The sequence below is a fragment of the Shewanella profunda genome, assembly GCF_023283765.1.
GTDB lineage: Bacteria > Pseudomonadota > Gammaproteobacteria > Enterobacterales > Shewanellaceae > Shewanella > Shewanella profunda.
In genome coordinates, this window is the sequence record NZ_JAKILG010000044.1 from 1 (window position 1) to 16,271 (window position 16,271).

A 16,271-nucleotide genomic window follows, 5' to 3' on the forward strand; every position below is an offset into this window, starting at 1 on the left:
GATTGCGGGACTTATCGCCTATCAATTGAAAGACAATAAGCCACAACTGAACATCACTAACGCAGAGTTTAATGCTATTGCAGTTATGGCTTGTTAAACCGATCTCAGGTTGATATTAGCCTTATCACTCCAGGTAGCATTGGTTTAACGCTTTTTCCGTTATTAATCGAACTACAACAAGCCTTTCCGGCATTAAGCATTCGCCACCGCTTTGCACCTGACAGTGAAATAGTGGCCTCAGTGTTAGCCAATGAACATGAAATCGGCATGGTGACCTTAAAACCTTCCGATCCTCGTATTCACAGCACACATTTTACCGAAGAGCCGCTTGAACTTGTGGTACCTGCAAGCCATAAACAAAATGAATGGGCTGATTTACAGCGGCTGGGATTTATCTCCCATCCCGATGGTGAGGCCATGGCGACTCGGCTGCTTAGCCGTAAATATCCAACTCACCCCGGTATTCAAGAGATCCCCTGTAAAGGATTTACCAACCAAATCAGCCTCATTCTCGAGCCTGTCGCAAAAGGACTAGGATTTACGGTTATACCGCAATACGCCCGCAAAGCCTTTGAACGACAAGAAGATATCTATGTAGTGGAATGTGGCAGCCAAGTTGTAGATACCATTTGGCTTATCCACCGTGCAGAGTGGCCCTTGTCGCGCAGAGCCCAAAAAGCGATCACGTTTTTAAAGGGTAAAATATAAAGCACAGTAATAGCTCTTTCCACGATACAGAAAAAGCTTATAGATCCACAATCACAGCTGGATGGACTCATTGAGAATACCAGTGCAAATTAAGCTGTTATGGGTAGTTTAACAACAAAAAGCCCCACTTTAAAATGGGGCTTGAACACGCTAAAAGTCAGTTAGTGACTCAAGAAAACTCAGCGGCTACTGATTGATATCCAATTCATTGTGGATCAATACCACGCACTGGGAAGCAAACAACATCTTAGGTCCTAAGCTGATCTTTTGCGCGCCGAGTCGTTTCAAGGTATTAAAACTTTTCTTCGGCATAGGAATATGATCGGTTAGCAAAAAGCACGGATTGCCCACAAATTCTTGCTCACGGATTGAAGTGCCTTTTTTATCCATCATAAACAATTGATAATCCACCGCAAGTTCCTGCACCAGCTTTTCAAAACTGATGGTGCTGACACTGATGCCCTGGTCAACAACACGGGTTTGCTCTTTCGTCATGCCCCTTGAAATATCTAAGGCCTTAGCAATTTTTGTCAGCAAAGCTTGCTCGTTGAAACCGCCAATATGGCAAATATTTCGAGTATCGAAGCAGATAGTGCGGGAAAAATCCGTGGTACTTTCTAACACTAAATACACGACAACGTCATTTCGATGGGACTGAGCCACAAAAATAGTGTTCATCAAGGTATGAGCTAAAATCTCGGTGTGCGCATCTTGGCCGACAGATGCCAATAATAGTTGACTGTCGGTAGGTGCAGATCTGGCTCGTAAAACAAAGGCGCGCATAGGTAAATATCCTACTCAATAATGTCTTTAATGCTAAATGGTTAATGCACATAGTTTGTGAAATTGACTATTTCACCTTGAAGATTTTTGCCCTTGGCTGTACCAAAGTCACCCTAATTACTCGAACTTAAACCTTAGTCGCAAGTAGTGTTAACAATATTGGCAGCAAAAAAGGTATAAAAAACAAAACCCCGTATAGCAATGCTAACACGGGGTTTTGTTTTACTTAACGGTTGGTTATTTTAATAATTAAAACAAGCTAACAATTAAGTACTTAATTTGGTCGGTATGAGAGGATTCGAACCTCCGACCCCTGACACCCCATGACAGTGCGCTACCGGGCTGCGCTACATACCGAAATTGTTCTAGTGGTAGATTTTTATCCTAGATAAACGCTAACACTATTCACCTAAGGCGCTATTTGCTGGGGTAACCTTAAGTGAGCGAGACTTTAGCAATTGCCTCGCGCCTGTGCAAGTGCTTAGTGACATCTCTTTGATTAACTGCTTAGTTTCTGGTCTGAATAACGAATTTTGAATCTTTAGCCGTATACGTTTATGTCACAACCCCCGTTTTAAGTCACTTAGCTAAGATGACATATCTATCGCATATGACATTAACTGAGTTGGACTAAGTCGGGTTAAGATCACTGCCAACCTATTTCAACTAACCTGATATAAACCGCGATGATCATTGGAAATCCCCACGCAAAGTTTGCTTTTTATCTGCCCACTGCGCCGCTCATTCCCGATGACTGGCATTACAGTCAAGTTGATGCCGTAGCATCACTCACAGTACTAAACGGTAATCATTGGCGTAAGATATTCACTATTATGGCGAAAATTTGTGTAACCGATGGTGATTGGCGTGGCTACAGTAACGATATACTGCTCAAACAACAGGAAATGATCGTCATCGGTGGTAAAACACTTGCGCCTAAAACTAATATTCACCTTATTTGTGGACAAGTTGCTGCAGCCGATTTAGCTATAGTCGGTGGTGATATTGCGCTGCCCACCCGACCACTTGATCTTCAAAGTAAACTTATTGACTCGATAATGGTTATCCCAAATGCAACACCACAAATAACGCATTGTTTGCGCACGCCCTACTTAGACTATCGCCAATATCCGAATGCGCTAATTGAACTGACTCGCCAGCAGTTGCAAACAACTTGAGCTTGTTATTGGGCCATAAAAAAGCACCCTAGGTAAAACCGTTCGGGTGCTTAGCTATCACGACTAACGAACAAAATCAGTCGTAGATAGTTGCAATAGGCTGACGCTTATGTTGGGTGGCTTTGTAGATATTAATCAACTTATCCTCAACCGATTTATCGACCTCTTTACCTTCAAGAAAATCATCAATTTGTGCATAGGTTAAGCCCAATGCAACTTCATCTTCTAACAGCGGTTGATTATCCTCAAGATCGGCAGTCGGTGCTTTATATACTAAGAATTCTGGTGCGCCAAGATAAGCGGCAAGTTGGCGAACTTGACGTTTGTTTAAGCCAAAAAGTGGAGCTAAATCACAGGCGCCATCACCCCATTTAGTGTAAAAACCCGTGATATTTTCGGCGCTGTGATCTGTGCCAACAACTAATCCACCCACGAGTCCGGCAAGTTCATATTGGGCGATCATGCGCATACGGGCCTTGACATTACCTTTCACAAAATCAACTTTTGCCGCATCAGGCAATGGTAGACCTGTGTCGGCAAAAGCGGCTAACGCAGCGCTATGCACGCCATCGACGCCCTGATGCACATTCACAGTGACTAACTTTGAAGGCTGAATAAACTGACAGGCGAGCTGCGCCTCATGCTCATCTTTTTGGATCTGATAGGGTAAGCGCACCGCAATAAACTGATAATCAGCATTGGCTTGCTCGCTGTTTAAGCTATCAACGGCTAACTGACATAAACGCCCCGCCGTTGAAGAGTCAACACCGCCACTGATCCCCAATACGAGTGCTTTACAGCGCGCTTCTTTCAGTTTGGTTTTAATAAACGCGACACGACGTTGCACTTCAAACTCTGGCTCAATCGCCTTGAGCACCTTCATTTCTCTTAAGATTTGCGCTTTCACCGAAAATTCCACCTTAAATAATCGCTGTAATTTGGGTCAAATAGAACAAAACTAACGGTAACATTTATTTGCAACTGCCTGTAGCAAAAAATCATTCTGATTGAGTTAATTATTGATAGAGATCTATAAAACAAGAGCAATAACGATAGACCGTTATTGCTCTTAAATTAAGTATCAGTCTTTAGACTAAGCAAAGAAGCTGTAACTTATCTTTCCCAGTAGGATTCTTCTAAACTGTCTTCCCGTTCTGGCAAGCCACGGGACAAACGTGGACTGTGTTGTGCTAGCACTTCATAGGCGACACGGTTGGCATATTTACAAATTTGCGAGAATGAGGAATAACACAAACCATCGCGCTTATGTTTACTCGAGCCTGGCACATTGGTTTTATGGAAAGTATTGGCCGCTAAATCGTGCAATAACGCCGATAATGCACCATCACCCGCACCATTAGTGTTGCCGATTTTTTCAGGGCCGCCCATATAGGGAGAAATATGCGCATACACTTTGATGGGTGTTTCACAGTCACTTTTTAATTTTGGACGGGAGAATTCATAGCGGTTAAATTCTGGGATAGCGCCAGGTAGTAAAGTATGGGTCGTTTCACGCTTTTCAGAATCCTCGGTGTAACCTGCGGTATAAAGGCCGATAGGCCCCGCAGTGGTGAGTACCATATCACACCACTCTAACGCTTTTTCACTGGCAAGCAGCGGGTCGCGTGAACCCGTTAAGGCTTCACCTTCATCCTCATTCATCGCCAGAATGGTGACATTTTCTTTGATGAAGTTTTGCCACCACAGGGGATCTTCTTCAATCAAAAAACGTGTACCTAAGGTCAACACCACGGGCACATCGGCAGCTTTAGCATATTCAATAGCGCACATGGCGGCATCGGTAATTCGATCGCCACCACTGGCACGCATTAAGTACGCCGTTAACACTAAAGCCGAACTGCCCTGCACGACATCTTTATCAATAAATTCAGGAGTGAGTTTATCCATTGCGCCTTTGCTGATGGCAAAAGTGCGTTCACCGCAATCAGAAATTAATGTAAAACAACGGCCAATAGGTCCATCGACGGGTTGCAGATAGTTGAGATCGACTTTTGAGGATGTGTTGCAAAGATAACGATAGGCATAACTGCCCACTTCGATATTTTGGCTCATTACCCCAAATAATACTGAACGGTCATCGGCCAAAATCGAATAATTATGAACTGTGTTACCGATAGTACCACCTGCAAATTCATCGCTGATCAGGCCATGAATTTTTAACTCAGTGTAGAGCCTGTGGGCCTGTTCATCATTTATGAGGGTCGAGTTGCCTTTGGGTAAGCCATATCTACTCAGTAATTCATCTTCTACTTTCGCCTCGATATCCACTAAAGTTTGATCGATACCGCTGATATAAGTCGCAAACGGTTGGGGCTGTTGAGTCAGCTGTTCAAGCAGCGGATCTCGGGTTTTAACTGGAAAATAATGTTTCGATTTGCGCTGACCGGGAAACTTCATAGTGGCTCTCTTTCCTGGCATCCATGCTAATTGGCGTTATGACGAGATAAAACTCGCCAGTGTCCTAAAAATAATGAGTCTAGGCTAGAGAGACCAAAAATCCACTCCTTAGCCGGAAGGGCGCAGATTCTACCATAAAATCAGCATGAAACTAGGGGGATCAACAGTGCTTCGCAATGTTTACTAAAAAATGCTCTCCCCCCTTCTTTTAATCCCAAGAATGGGCTTGTTCTTGGACTAATTGCCTTAGCAACTCTATATGCAACTCATCATCATTGAGGCAAGGAATAAAGCGATATGCTTCACCGCCCGCATGTAAAAAGGTTTCTTTGCCACCAATCGAAATCTCTTCTAGGGTTTCTAGGCAATCGGTTGCAAAAGCGGGACAGATCACATCGACACTTTTAATGCCCTGTGTGGGTAACTTAGCCAGCAATTCATCGGCATAGGGTGTAAGCCATTCTTCACGACCAAAGCGTGATTGAAAGCAAACCTGCCATTGTGATTCTTTTAACTCAAGCTTTTGTGCCAAAAGCTTAGCAGTCACAAGGCATTGCTCACGGTATGGATCGCCCTCTTTGACATAACGCAGCGGAATGCCGTGGAACGAAAGCAGTAATTTGTCCGCTTGACCATAGGTTTTCCAGTGACGTTTAACGCTGTGGGCAAGTGCCGCGATATAGGCATCATGGTCAAAATAGTGTTTATTAAAACGGAGTTCCGGCATATCGCGCACGGTTTTAAGATAACTGGCAACGGCATCGAACACACTCGCCACCGTCGAGCAGGAATACTGCGGATACAGTGGCAGTACCACAATCCGCTCAGCGCCTTGGGCTTTAAGCCTAGCAAAGCCGCTATCAATAGAAGGATTACCGTAACTCATGCCCAGTTCAACGGGAATATCTTGATTAAAAGTCGCGCTTAAATCCACCGCCAGTTTCTGTGCTTGGCGTGAACTAATTACCATTAAGGGCGAGCCTTCATCGGTCCACACACTTTGGTAAAGCTTAGCGACTTTAGCAGGACGGGTATTGAGGATAATGCCGTTTAACAGCGGCTGCCACAGCCAAGGCGAAAGATCGACTACCCGCGGATCACTTAAAAACTGTTTGAGAAAACGTTTCACAGCCTTAGGAGTAGGTGTATCAGGCGTACCAAGGTTAACCAATAACACGCCAAAAGCAGGAGAAGAATTCAACGTTAGACCCATAGTGAGTGAAATTCATTGGCAGGCTAACATTCAGATACCCATAAAAAAAGCCTGCATTGGCAGGCTTTTTTCTAATATGAGAACTTGTTCGCGTTAATTATGCGTTTATGCTTACTTCAGCACGCTAGCAAGTTGTTTACTTACGGCCGCAACCGATTGTGTACCATCAAATTTATTATATTGAGTTTGACCTGCAACAGCGACTTTACCGTAATAATCAACCAGCGGTTTAGTTTGCTCGTGGTAAATAGCTAAACGTTTACGCACTGTAGTTTCTTCATCGTCAGGGCGGATTGCTAAATCTTCGCCAGTCACATCGTCTTTACCTTCCACTTTCGGAGGGTTGAATACCACATGGTAAACACGACCCGAACCAGGGTGAACACGACGGCCACTCATACGCTTAACGATTTCTTCGTCTGGCACATCGATTTCAATCACGTGATCGATGCTAATACCGTTTGCCGCCATCGCATCCGCTTGCGGGATAGTGCGCGGGAAACCGTCTAACAAGAACCCTTTAGCACAATCGTCCTGTGCGATACGCTCTTTAACCAGACCAATGATAAGATCATCAGAAACCAGTTGGCCTGCATCCATCACTTTTTTCGCTTCTAAACCCAGTGGTGTACCGGCTTTAACTGCGGCGCGTAACATATCGCCAGTGGAAATTTGTGGGATACCGTACTGTTCCATGATGAACTGGGCCTGGGTACCTTTACCGGCACCGGGGGCACCCAATAGGATAATGCGCATCTCAAGAGTCCTCTTTTTCGCATTGATATTCTTCTTAGGGCGGCGATCTTCGCACATCTGGCCGCCATTGAGAAGGCTTTTAGCTTCGACTTTAGCCTCAGAAACCGCAAATAAATGGCAGTTTAGGAGCGATTTTAGTCATTAATAGAGTAAGGTATAAAGCTTACGGCGATATTGATTGGCGAGCGGATTACCTTGACCAAGTGCGGTGAGCAATTCCATAAACACTTGTTTTACAGTGCCATTTTCAGCATTTAGATCCTTAGCTAACACACCGAACAATAGACTTAACGCATCTTCATCGCGGTGGGCGGCATGCAACGCCTTGCTAAGTTCGAGTAATAGTACTAAATCCTGTGGGTTTTGCTCAAATTTTTGCTGTAAATCGCGAATTTCGGGGGTGTCCGCCACATCCAAGGCAAGTGCTAACTTAGCTTTTAAACTTTGGTAGTAGCTGTCTTGATCCGCAAGGCCTATCTGTTCCAGCAACGTTTGTGCTAGGGCTAATTCTCCCTGCATTAAATACACATCGGCGAGTACTAAACTCACCTCGCCCGCCTTATTGGACGCGCTATGGGCTTCTTTTAGCAACACCACAGCAGTCGCTAAGTCCTCATTGGTGACTTGGCTTAGGGTCAGTAATTCCTTAGCTTGGGCTAATTGCAATTGCCACATAGGTGGTAAATGCTTATCAAGCATGGCATTAACTTGCGCTACTTCCTGTACCCCGGCAAAACCATCAATAGGTTGCCCTTTATCGAGCACTAGGGTGGTGGGCAAACTTTGAATACGGAAATAATTGGCAATTTCTAATTCGGTTTCGCAATTCACTTTGGCAAGTACAAAACGTCCCGAATGCTGGGAAGCAATCTGCTCTAACGTCTGCACCATAGTGACACTTTGTGGTTGAGATTGTGCCCAAAATACTAACACCACGATCTGTTGCATCGAGGCATCAACCACTTGCTGAATATTGTCTTTAGTCAGATCGAGGATATTGTCCATGGTATTTCCTTAATATCGAAAGGTGGCTAATCGAAGAATAGTTAAGCTCCCACCTTGATACACATGCCTTTGTGGCAATATTTGCCACTCTTCATCTATTGAATCATTTCAACCAACGAACCCGCTTAGCAATAGGTTCTAACATACTTAGACTAAAACAACAGAGTTAAGTTAAAACCGAGTTAGGCTCAAAAATAACTGGGGCCCATTTGAGCAATAACGTTCATGGGCCCCAAATATTTTTTACTTCATATTTGCCAACAGCATTTGATTCATCAGCTTAATAAAGGCCGATGGATCCGCAAGGCTACCTTTTTCAGATAACTGCGCCTGTTGTAGCAGTAAGTTTGACCAATCCGCAAAAGCGGTTTCATCTTGAAGATCATTTAAGCGCGACACTAATGGGTGCGCGGGGTTGATCTCAAATGTTGGCTTCACTTCTGGCACGGGTTGACCGGCAGCTTGCATCAGTTTGATCATTTGCGTCGACATTTCGCCTTCACCCGTGACCACACAAGCTGGGGTGTCAGTTAAACGAGAAGTCACCTTCACATCGGCAACGCTTGTACCTAACGCGGCTTTAATACGCTCGATCAGAGGCGCAGACTCCTCGGCAAGTTTCTCCTGCGCTTCCTTCTCTGCTGCGTCTTCCAGTTCGCCAAGCTCAAGCTCACCACGGGTCACTGAGTGCAGTTGTTTCTCTTTGTACTCAGTTAAGTGATTGATTAGCCACTCGTCGATACGCTCAGACATCAGTAATACTTCGATGCCCTTTTTACGCAGTAACTCTAAGTGTGGGCTGTTAGCGGCGGCTTCATGGCTGTCGGCAACAATGTAATAAATCTTAGTTTGACCTTCTTTCATGCGGCTGATGTAGTCATCGAGTGACACAGTCGGCGCAGCGCTGCCCGTATGGGTCGAGGCGAAACGCAGTAAGCTGGCAATACGTTCACGGTTAGCAAAATCTTCCGCTGGTCCTTCTTTTAACACTTGACCAAATTCGGCCCAGAACTGTTGATATTTTTCCGCATCGTCCTTCGCCAGTTTTTCCAGCATACCGAGCACGCGCTTGGTGATAGCCGTGCGCATGGCTTTGGTGATGTGGTTATCCTGCAAAATTTCGCGGGATACGTTCAACGGCAGATCGTTTGAGTCAATTAAGCCCTGCACAAAGCGCAGATAAGATGGCATAAATTGCTCAGCGTCATCCATGATGAACACGCGTTGCACGAACAGTTTCAGGCCGTGTTTACGGTCGCGATTCCACATATCCCATGGCGCTTTTGAAGGGATATACAAGAGGTTAGTATATTCTTGTTTACCTTCTACGCGGTTGTGACTCCACAGCAATGCATCTGTGTAGTCATGGGAAATATGCTTATAAAATTCTTGATATTCTTCGTCGCTGATCTCAGACTTGTTACGCATCCACAAGGCTGTCGCCTTGTTCATCACTTTCCAGTAACCTTCGGTCGCGGGGATTTTCTCGCCGTCTGGACCGTCGCGCTCTGGTGTGCCTTCCTGCCACATCTCTACGGGCACAGAGATATGATCTGAGTATTTAGTGATGATAGAACGCAGGCGCCAATCATCGGCAAACTCTTTTTCTTCATCACGTAGGTGCAGGGTGATTTCAGTACCACGGCTCGCCTTAGTGATGGTTTCAACGGTGAAGTTACCCTCACCTTCCGATTCCCACAATACCGCTTCATCGGCCTTATGGCCGGCGGCACGGGTGCGAACGGTGACTTTTTTCGCCACGATAAAGGCGGAATAGAAACCCACACCGAACTGACCGATTAATTGGGAATCTTTTGAGGCTTCGCCGGATAAATTCTTAAAGAATTCAGCGGTGCCTGATTTCGCGATTGTACCTAAATGCTCAATCACGCCGTCACGGGTCATGCCCACGCCGTTATCTTCGATGGTCACAGTGCCTTTGTCTTTATCTGCGCTGATACGCACGCGCAGCTCACCATCACCTTCATATAATGCATCATTGGTCAACGCGAGGTAACGCAGCTTATCAGCCGCATCGGCCGCATTGGAGACCAGTTCACGCAAGAAAATTTCTTTGTTGGAATACAAAGAATGGATCATCAAATGCAACAGCTGTTTGACTTCAGTTTGAAAACCATGAGTTTCTTGTTGTGACATGAAATTTTCCTTTATTTGTTACGCAATTTGGTAAAAGTAACGCTCAGTGTTTACTTAAATGGGGCTGCAAATTTGCTTTTCAAGGGCAAGCAATAAAACGAGGTTTGAATGGTGAAAAATAAGGCGGAAGAAAGCGACCACAAAATAGCAGCCTCTCTTGACAATCGCAGGTTTGACCGGGACAACAACATTAAACGACAATATCTAGAAACAACATCTAGGGCGTGTTGACGTTTCGAGATTAAATTTTGTTCGCTCTGGCAAGCTCGTGATCGCGAAACGAGGAGTGACGTGTAGTTATTCTACTCAAATGACGAGCGGCTCGTATGAAAGTAAGTAAGAGCAAGAGCTTGCCAGACGAACCCTTCGGGCAGCGTTTGGCTGGCGTTTCTGCTGCGTTATCGCCCGTTTATGTTGAATAACTACACTGCACGGGCTTTGCCTTGCATAAAAGCCAGCCAACTCGCTGCAAAAATAACCCTGAAACGTCAACACGCCCTAGTAACAATAAGACCCGCAAAAGCGAGTCCTATTAACTTGATTGACGACCAATTATCGGCGTGATTTACAACGGCAAACGCCCATTAAATGAGAGTGCCAACGTGGTGCTATCCACATATTCAAGCTCGCCGCCAACGGGGACACCGTGGGCAATACGGCTGATCATCACCTTATGACGCCTTGCCATATCAGCGATAAAATGCGCCGTTGCCTCCCCTTCAACCGTCGGGTTGGTTGCTAAAATCAGCTCGGTTACATCCCCCGAAGCTAAGTGGCGCTCGAGTAAAGCCAGCCCTAACTCTTCAGGACCAACGCCATCAAGGGGCGATAAATGGCCAAGTAGTACAAAATAACGGCCAGTGAAATGTCCACCCGCCTCAATAGCCAACACATCTGCTGGCGTTTCCACCACACAAATAGTGGAAGATGAGCCGCGTTTATGGCTAGCACAAATGGGGCACAGCGTTTCTTCAGTATAGGTTCGGCAAGACTGACAGTGACCGACATCGCTCATGGCACTGGACAGCGCATTGGCTAATTTAAGCCCTGCTTTTCTGTCCCGTTCAAGCAACTGAAACGCCATACGTTGTGCCGATTTAGGCCCAACCCCTGGCAAACACCGCAGGGATTGGATTAACTCGTCAAGCAGTGGACTGAATTTCATTGCTTATCTCAATTAAAACGGCATTTTCATGCCTGGTGGTAATTGCATACCGCCAGTGACTTCAGCCATTTTAGCTTTTTGATTTTCTTCGATTCGACGGGCAGCATCGTTACAAGCCGCTGCAATCAAATCTTCCAGCATTTCTTTATCGTCTTCCATCAGACTTGGGTCGATTTCGACTTTACGTACTGTGTGCGCGCCCGTCATAGTGACTTTGACCAGACCTGCTCCCGATTCGCCAACCATTTCCATGCGGGCAATTTCTTCCTGCATTTTTGCCATTTTTTCTTGCATCATCTGGGCTTGTTTCATCAGATTGCCCATACCGGCTTTTCCAAACATAGTCATTTCTCTTCTATTAGGGTTAGTCGCAAGCTTTAAAGCTGGCTAATCTTACTGAAATTAATGGGATTGGCAATCTATGCCGTTATTCCGTTAATAAACTTATGATCTTAATACCGAGTTTCCATCCATTACTCATTTTAATGCAACATTTGAAGCAGAGCGATAACCTAACATCACTAACCGCAGAGTTTGTCTGCGCTCTTGATTCAATCAGTCGTCATACTGGCTCAGGCAGAGCTTGGATCTGCTGGCTGCGTTGGTTTAACAGATCAGGAGGATACACTAAAGTATCGGTATCAAGCTCAGCACCAAGACGCTGAATAAGCCATTGAACATTATCGTCTTTAATTAACGATTGCTGTGCCTGTTGCAATAATTCTTGATGAAAACGTTTACGTAGCTCAAGGGGAGTTTCTCGCTTTGGATCGCTTCCTATGACTACTTGTACTCGCCTTGGGTTCCCTAGTGCCGCCGTCAATGCCTGCTCTAATTGCACGATTGCGACATCTGCTGCTAAGTGCTTTTGATCGGGTTTTAACAATAATGGCAGTGGATCGCTTTGCGCTTGGCATACTGAATTAACCGCAAGTTGGCGTACTCGACCGCCAATATCCAGGCTCGCCATTAACTTATACCAGTGTAAATCCAATGGATTACCACTTACAGGCTGCGCCACACTAAGTCCGGTTTCGTTCGACGCTGTCTTTATCGGTGTCGTTAATCCAGCTTTGGCCGTCGCCATTATGGGTCCGCTGGCAAGCTGAACGGGCGTATTTGACATCTGTTCAACATGGACTAATTCATCTTGCGGTAGCGTGCCTTTTACCATTTCGTCGACTTGTACCAGCGCCGAAACAGGCTCACTTGGCGTAGGATGCTGCACATCAATACGAAATATAGTCGCTGGCGCAGCTTCCCAAGGCGGACGATCATTAGGATCAGGGGCTATGACCGTCTCTGCCACTGAAGGCTCTTGATTCTTTTGCGCTAAAGGTTGCACCGTTTGCGGATTTTTGTTGGCGTGGGCTGCACTTTGAGCGAACCCACTATTCAGATCCAGCTGTAGATCAGCATCAAAATCATCGTCAAAATCAATTTCAAATTCTGAATCGACTGATCCTGAATCGACTGTTCCTGAATCGAGTAATTCTGCAGGTTCTGCAGGCTGAGACGCTGCACTTAACGCTTTAGCAGACGTGGTTGAATGCAGTCCATCAGCAGATAAATGACCAATGGCAGGTCCTTTAAGCTTTAGATCCCGTGAAGACTTTTTTTCATCACCATCCTTAGCGCTCAAGGCATCGAGATCCGACAAAAGCGATTCTCTTGCGGCTAATACCGCCGATAAAATATCGTCATCCTCCAAGGAGGCCGTGGCGGTTTGCTTGAAACTGGTTTGCCCTAAAGAGGGATCCGCTGTAACACCTGCAGACGCAGGAATACTTACTCCAGTGGTATTTTCAACTTGAGTTGAGGTTTGAGTCGCAGGGCTAATAGTCGCTTGTTCAGCAACAGCTTCCTGAATCAACGAACCATATGACTCGGACGAAAAGTTCGCATAATTATCTTGATAGACATCCAATGGCGCTAAATCTTGGGTGTAATCCCCATATTGACCATAGGCATAATCCAATTCGGTATTACTATCAGTTGTACTGGCTACAGAATGTTCATTGGCAGAGAGAGGCGTCTCGACTTTGGAATCTTCACTTTGCGATGCGGCAGCTAAAGGTATCTCAATGCTTGTTGGTTCGATGGACACTGACGGCTCATATCCCTGACTCAGGGCTTGACTGATGATCAGCGTTTGCTCTGCGACCAATGCGCTATCTGCTGCATCTTCATCTTCGGACAGACTTTTCTCTTCGAGCGCGTCATCCTGCGTAACTAATGCACTTTCTGCACTTTGCGCACTTTGTTTGCCAGCATGATGAGTTTCAGCAATCAACGTTGGTTTTGTTGCTGGAATATCCAAAGGCACAGTCATCTCAACCACAGCATGGGGCTGAGTTTCTGTGGTTTGTTCAACTAACAGTGTTTTTTTTTCAACTGCAGATGTGGCTAACGCCGCCACCGAAGGCGACGTTTGTCCAACAGGTAAACTCACCTCGGCTGGCGAGTCGGGTTGCCAACGCTTAACGGGCTTTTCTGGCACAAAGGCAACTGCACGTAGCAGCGCCATTTCTAAGCCTGATTTAGGATCGGGTGCATGGGGTAAATCCTTGCGGCCCGTTAATAAAATCTGATAATAAAGCTGCACTTGCTCCGGCGTCAGCTGATCAGCAAAGGCGCGAATTTGCGCGCTATACAAGGATTGCTGCGCACAAGCGGGCGCGAATTGGGTTAAGGTAATTTGATGTAACAGTTCAAGTAAACTGCGCAACACTTCTTGGGCATCGGCGCCGTACGCGAGCACTTGGGCACAGGTTTGCATTAACACGCCAATATCGGCATCCGTTAACGCTTTCAGTAGGGCGACAACGTGTTGTTCATCGATACTACCAAGCATAGTTTGTACTTGATTAAGCATCACGCTGCCACCACCAAAGGCGATGGCCTGATCCGTTAAGCTCAATGCATCACGCATACTGCCGTTAGCAGCTTTGGCAAGGAGTTTTAGCGCTTCAACCTCAAAGGGGAGCAGCTCCTGCGTCAAGATATGATTAAGCTGAGTGCCAATTTCATCCTGTGTCAGACTTTTTAAATTAAATTGCAAGCAACGGGATAAAACAGTGACGGGCAGTTTTTGCGGATCAGTTGTCGCAAGGAGAAATTTAACGTGTTCGGGGGGTTCTTCTAAGGTTTTTAGCAGTGCATTAAAACTGCTGCGCGACAGCATATGCACTTCGTCGATAAGATAAACCTTAAAACGGCCACGGGTCGGACGATACTGCACATTATCTAACAGCTCACGGGTATCATCGACCTTAGTGCGAGATGCTGCATCGACTTCAATTAAATCGACAAATCGGCCTTGGGCGATCTCAACACAACTACCGCAGACGCCGCAGGGGGTTGCAGTAACGCCTTGTTCGCAGTTTAAGCCTTTGGCAAAGAGTCGCGCCAAGCTAGTTTTACCCACACCACGTGTGCCAGTAAAGAGATAGGCATGATGTAAGCGCTGCTGACTTAGTGCATTGGTTAAAGCATGTAAAACATGGCTTTGACCAACCATTTGTTCAAATGTGGCAGGGCGCCATTTTCTGGCTAACACCTGATATGACATGGAACTCCCCAGAGTGTGTGATACAAAAATGGGAGCATGCGCCCCGGGAACTTTGAAAGATAACATGTCATGGTGTGACATGCTATCAAACTATCCCAAGGCGCCTTTGGCTGAAGAATTATTCGCCTTCAAACTCACAAAGTTTAACCAACTCAAGCCCTAATGCAGTTAAACGCGCCTCACCGCCCAAGTCGGGTAATGAAATCACAAAAGCCGCATCTTTCACTTCACCACCCAATTGGCGGATAAGTTTTACCGTCGCTTCAATCGTACCGCCAGTGGCGAGTAAATCATCAACAACTAATACTTTGTCGTTGGCGTTAATTGCATCGGTGTGAATTTCTAAGCTATCGTGACCATATTCAAGCTCATAGCTTTGGCTGATAGTTTCGCGTGGTAATTTACCGGGTTTACGCACAGGCACAAAACCAATGCCTAATTCTAAGGCTAAGGGTGCGCCAAACAAAAAACCGCGGGCTTCAGTGCCGACAATTTTTGTAAACCCATGGTCACGGTAATGTTCCACCAGCAGCTCAATCGTAGCTTTATAGGCAGCGGCATTCTCAAGTAAACTGGTGACATCGCGAAATAGGATCCCTTCCTTAGGATAGTTAGGAATCGTTTTAATGCTTTGCTTTATCAAGGATAAGGTTTCTGTATTCATAGCCATCATATTTACTTAATAAGTTACTTAATCAATTCGCCAAGGTTGGCGGTAAAAACAAAACGTCCACATCGAGTGTGGACGAGTTGCAAAAAATCGCACAAAGCTTATGCCGCTTTGGTTTGAGTTGCAACAATCACAGCGCACAAGTGATGAATTGGTTATCGATTTGTGCCTTAGATCAAACCCTGTGAGCACAAAGACAACCCCACCCCAAGGCCGATATTTAAAACCTATTTACTCTATCTCGGGGATCCGCTTGAGATACCATATTAAAATCAATGCCATAATGAGCAACAATCCTTTAACCCATATTATCGGCACTAGCATAATGCTGATACTAAAACTGAGCGCACTAATCAGCATTGCTTTACGCTTTAACCCTTTGCGTATTGCCCCTTGCTGCTGCCACTGGGTTAATGCATCGGCAAACCAAGGGTGAGTCATCAACCACATATGTAAACGCTCGCTCGAACGGGCAAAACAAAAAGCCGCCAGCAAAATAAAAGGTACTGTGGGTAATAGGGGCAGCACTATGCCAAGTAATCCTAAGGCTAAAGCTGTTAATCCCAAGAGCAAAAAAAAGCCGCGCTTCAATACCATAATGTGAAAATGCCCTCTGGAAAATACAAAAGCCACTCAATAGAGTGGCC

At 45.6% G+C, this 16,271-nt stretch carries 13 protein-coding genes, 1 tRNA gene and 2 pseudogenes; 3 read left to right on the forward strand and 13 right to left on the reverse strand.

What is annotated here, in order from left to right:
* Positions 1-97, forward strand: a pseudogene (locus tag L2744_RS17130) (IS982 family transposase); the annotation flags it as partial.
* Positions 98-111: 14 nt separating this feature from the next.
* Positions 112-708: pseudogene (locus tag L2744_RS17135) on the forward strand (LysR family transcriptional regulator substrate-binding protein); the annotation flags it as partial.
* A gap of 186 nt (positions 709-894) precedes the next feature.
* Here the strand turns inward: L2744_RS17135 and trmY are convergent.
* Positions 895-1,491, reverse strand: a complete 597-nt coding sequence (gene trmY, locus L2744_RS17140; RefSeq protein WP_248993043.1) for a tRNA (pseudouridine(54)-N(1))-methyltransferase TrmY — start codon at positions 1,489-1,491, stop codon at positions 895-897.
* Positions 1,492-1,771: 280 nt separating this feature from the next.
* A tRNA-Pro gene (locus L2744_RS17145) sits at positions 1,772-1,848 on the reverse strand.
* Positions 1,849-2,177: 329 nt separating this feature from the next.
* On the opposite strand from L2744_RS17145, the gene L2744_RS17150 reads away from it, so the two are divergent.
* Positions 2,178-2,669 (forward strand): DUF6942 family protein, encoded by a 492-nt coding sequence (locus L2744_RS17150; protein WP_248993044.1) that lies wholly within the window; start codon positions 2,178-2,180, stop codon positions 2,667-2,669.
* 76 nt (positions 2,670-2,745) lie between these two features.
* On the opposite strand, the gene nadE is transcribed toward L2744_RS17150, so the two are convergent.
* From nadE to L2744_RS17205, 11 genes are all read right to left on the reverse strand, one after another.
* Positions 2,746-3,576 (reverse strand): NAD(+) synthase, encoded by an 831-nt coding sequence (nadE, locus tag L2744_RS17155; protein ID WP_248993045.1) that lies wholly within the window; start codon positions 3,574-3,576, stop codon positions 2,746-2,748.
* A 206-nt stretch (positions 3,577-3,782) separates the two neighbouring features.
* The gene (locus L2744_RS17160; protein WP_248993046.1) at positions 3,783-5,087 is read right to left on the reverse strand and encodes an inosine/guanosine kinase; all 1,305 of its coding nucleotides are present in this window, start codon (positions 5,085-5,087) and stop codon (positions 3,783-3,785) included.
* Between the two features lie 208 nt (positions 5,088-5,295).
* The gene (gene hemH / locus L2744_RS17165) at positions 5,296-6,300 is read right to left on the reverse strand and encodes a ferrochelatase (RefSeq protein ID WP_248993047.1); all 1,005 of its coding nucleotides are present in this window, start codon (positions 6,298-6,300) and stop codon (positions 5,296-5,298) included.
* 111 nt (positions 6,301-6,411) lie between these two features.
* The gene (gene adk / locus L2744_RS17170) at positions 6,412-7,056 is read right to left on the reverse strand and encodes an adenylate kinase (protein ID WP_248993076.1); all 645 of its coding nucleotides are present in this window, start codon (positions 7,054-7,056) and stop codon (positions 6,412-6,414) included.
* 141 nt (positions 7,057-7,197) lie between these two features.
* Complete coding sequence (locus L2744_RS17175; protein ID WP_248993048.1) at positions 7,198-8,061, reverse strand: co-chaperone YbbN; 864 nt, start codon at positions 8,059-8,061, stop codon at positions 7,198-7,200.
* Between the two features lie 243 nt (positions 8,062-8,304).
* Complete coding sequence (gene htpG, locus L2744_RS17180; RefSeq protein ID WP_248993049.1) at positions 8,305-10,218, reverse strand: molecular chaperone HtpG; 1,914 nt, start codon at positions 10,216-10,218, stop codon at positions 8,305-8,307.
* A gap of 565 nt (positions 10,219-10,783) precedes the next feature.
* Entirely contained in the window at positions 10,784-11,383 is a 600-nt protein-coding gene (gene recR / locus L2744_RS17185) for a recombination mediator RecR (protein ID WP_248993050.1), read from the reverse strand.
* A 12-nt stretch (positions 11,384-11,395) separates the two neighbouring features.
* Positions 11,396-11,725, reverse strand: a complete 330-nt coding sequence (locus tag L2744_RS17190) for a YbaB/EbfC family nucleoid-associated protein (protein WP_248993077.1) — start codon at positions 11,723-11,725, stop codon at positions 11,396-11,398.
* 220 nt (positions 11,726-11,945) lie between these two features.
* Positions 11,946-15,035 carry a DNA polymerase III subunit gamma/tau gene (dnaX, locus tag L2744_RS17195; RefSeq protein WP_248993051.1) on the reverse strand — a complete coding sequence of 1,030 codons (3,090 nt, stop codon included), beginning with the start codon at positions 15,033-15,035 and terminating at the stop codon, positions 11,946-11,948.
* A 37-nt stretch (positions 15,036-15,072) separates the two neighbouring features.
* Positions 15,073-15,624, reverse strand: coding sequence for an adenine phosphoribosyltransferase (gene apt, locus L2744_RS17200; protein ID WP_248993052.1), 552 nt, complete (start codon positions 15,622-15,624; stop codon positions 15,073-15,075).
* Between the two features lie 231 nt (positions 15,625-15,855).
* Positions 15,856-16,221, reverse strand: a complete 366-nt coding sequence (locus L2744_RS17205) for a YbaN family protein (protein WP_248993053.1) — start codon at positions 16,219-16,221, stop codon at positions 15,856-15,858.
* Positions 16,222-16,271: the final 50 nt, after the last annotated feature.

What these genes read in the sequence shown, in the direction of transcription:
- trmY (WP_248993043.1), bottom strand. Translation starts at nt 1,491, where the DNA reads ATGCGCGCCTTTGTTTTACGAGCCAGATCTGCACCTACCGACAGTCAA.
- L2744_RS17150 (WP_248993044.1), top strand. Translation starts at nt 2,178, where the DNA reads ATGATCATTGGAAATCCCCACGCAAAGTTTGCTTTTTATCTGCCCACT.
- L2744_RS17160 (WP_248993046.1), bottom strand. Translation starts at nt 5,087, where the DNA reads ATGAAGTTTCCCGGTCAGCGCAAATCGAAACATTATTTTCCAGTTAAA.
- hemH (WP_248993047.1), bottom strand. Translation starts at nt 6,300, where the DNA reads ATGGGTCTAACGTTGAATTCTTCTCCTGCTTTTGGCGTGTTATTGGTT.
- adk (WP_248993076.1), bottom strand. Translation starts at nt 7,056, where the DNA reads ATGCGCATTATCCTATTGGGTGCCCCCGGTGCCGGTAAAGGTACCCAG.
- L2744_RS17175 (WP_248993048.1), bottom strand. Translation starts at nt 8,061, where the DNA reads ATGGACAATATCCTCGATCTGACTAAAGACAATATTCAGCAAGTGGTT.
- htpG (WP_248993049.1), bottom strand. Translation starts at nt 10,218, where the DNA reads ATGTCACAACAAGAAACTCATGGTTTTCAAACTGAAGTCAAACAGCTG.
- recR (WP_248993050.1), bottom strand. Translation starts at nt 11,383, where the DNA reads ATGAAATTCAGTCCACTGCTTGACGAGTTAATCCAATCCCTGCGGTGT.
- L2744_RS17190 (WP_248993077.1), bottom strand. Translation starts at nt 11,725, where the DNA reads ATGTTTGGAAAAGCCGGTATGGGCAATCTGATGAAACAAGCCCAGATG.
- dnaX (WP_248993051.1), bottom strand. Translation starts at nt 15,035, where the DNA reads ATGTCACACCATGACATGTTATCTTTCAAAGTTCCCGGGGCGCATGCT.
- apt (WP_248993052.1), bottom strand. Translation starts at nt 15,624, where the DNA reads ATGGCTATGAATACAGAAACCTTATCCTTGATAAAGCAAAGCATTAAA.
- L2744_RS17205 (WP_248993053.1), bottom strand. Translation starts at nt 16,221, where the DNA reads ATGGTATTGAAGCGCGGCTTTTTTTTGCTCTTGGGATTAACAGCTTTA.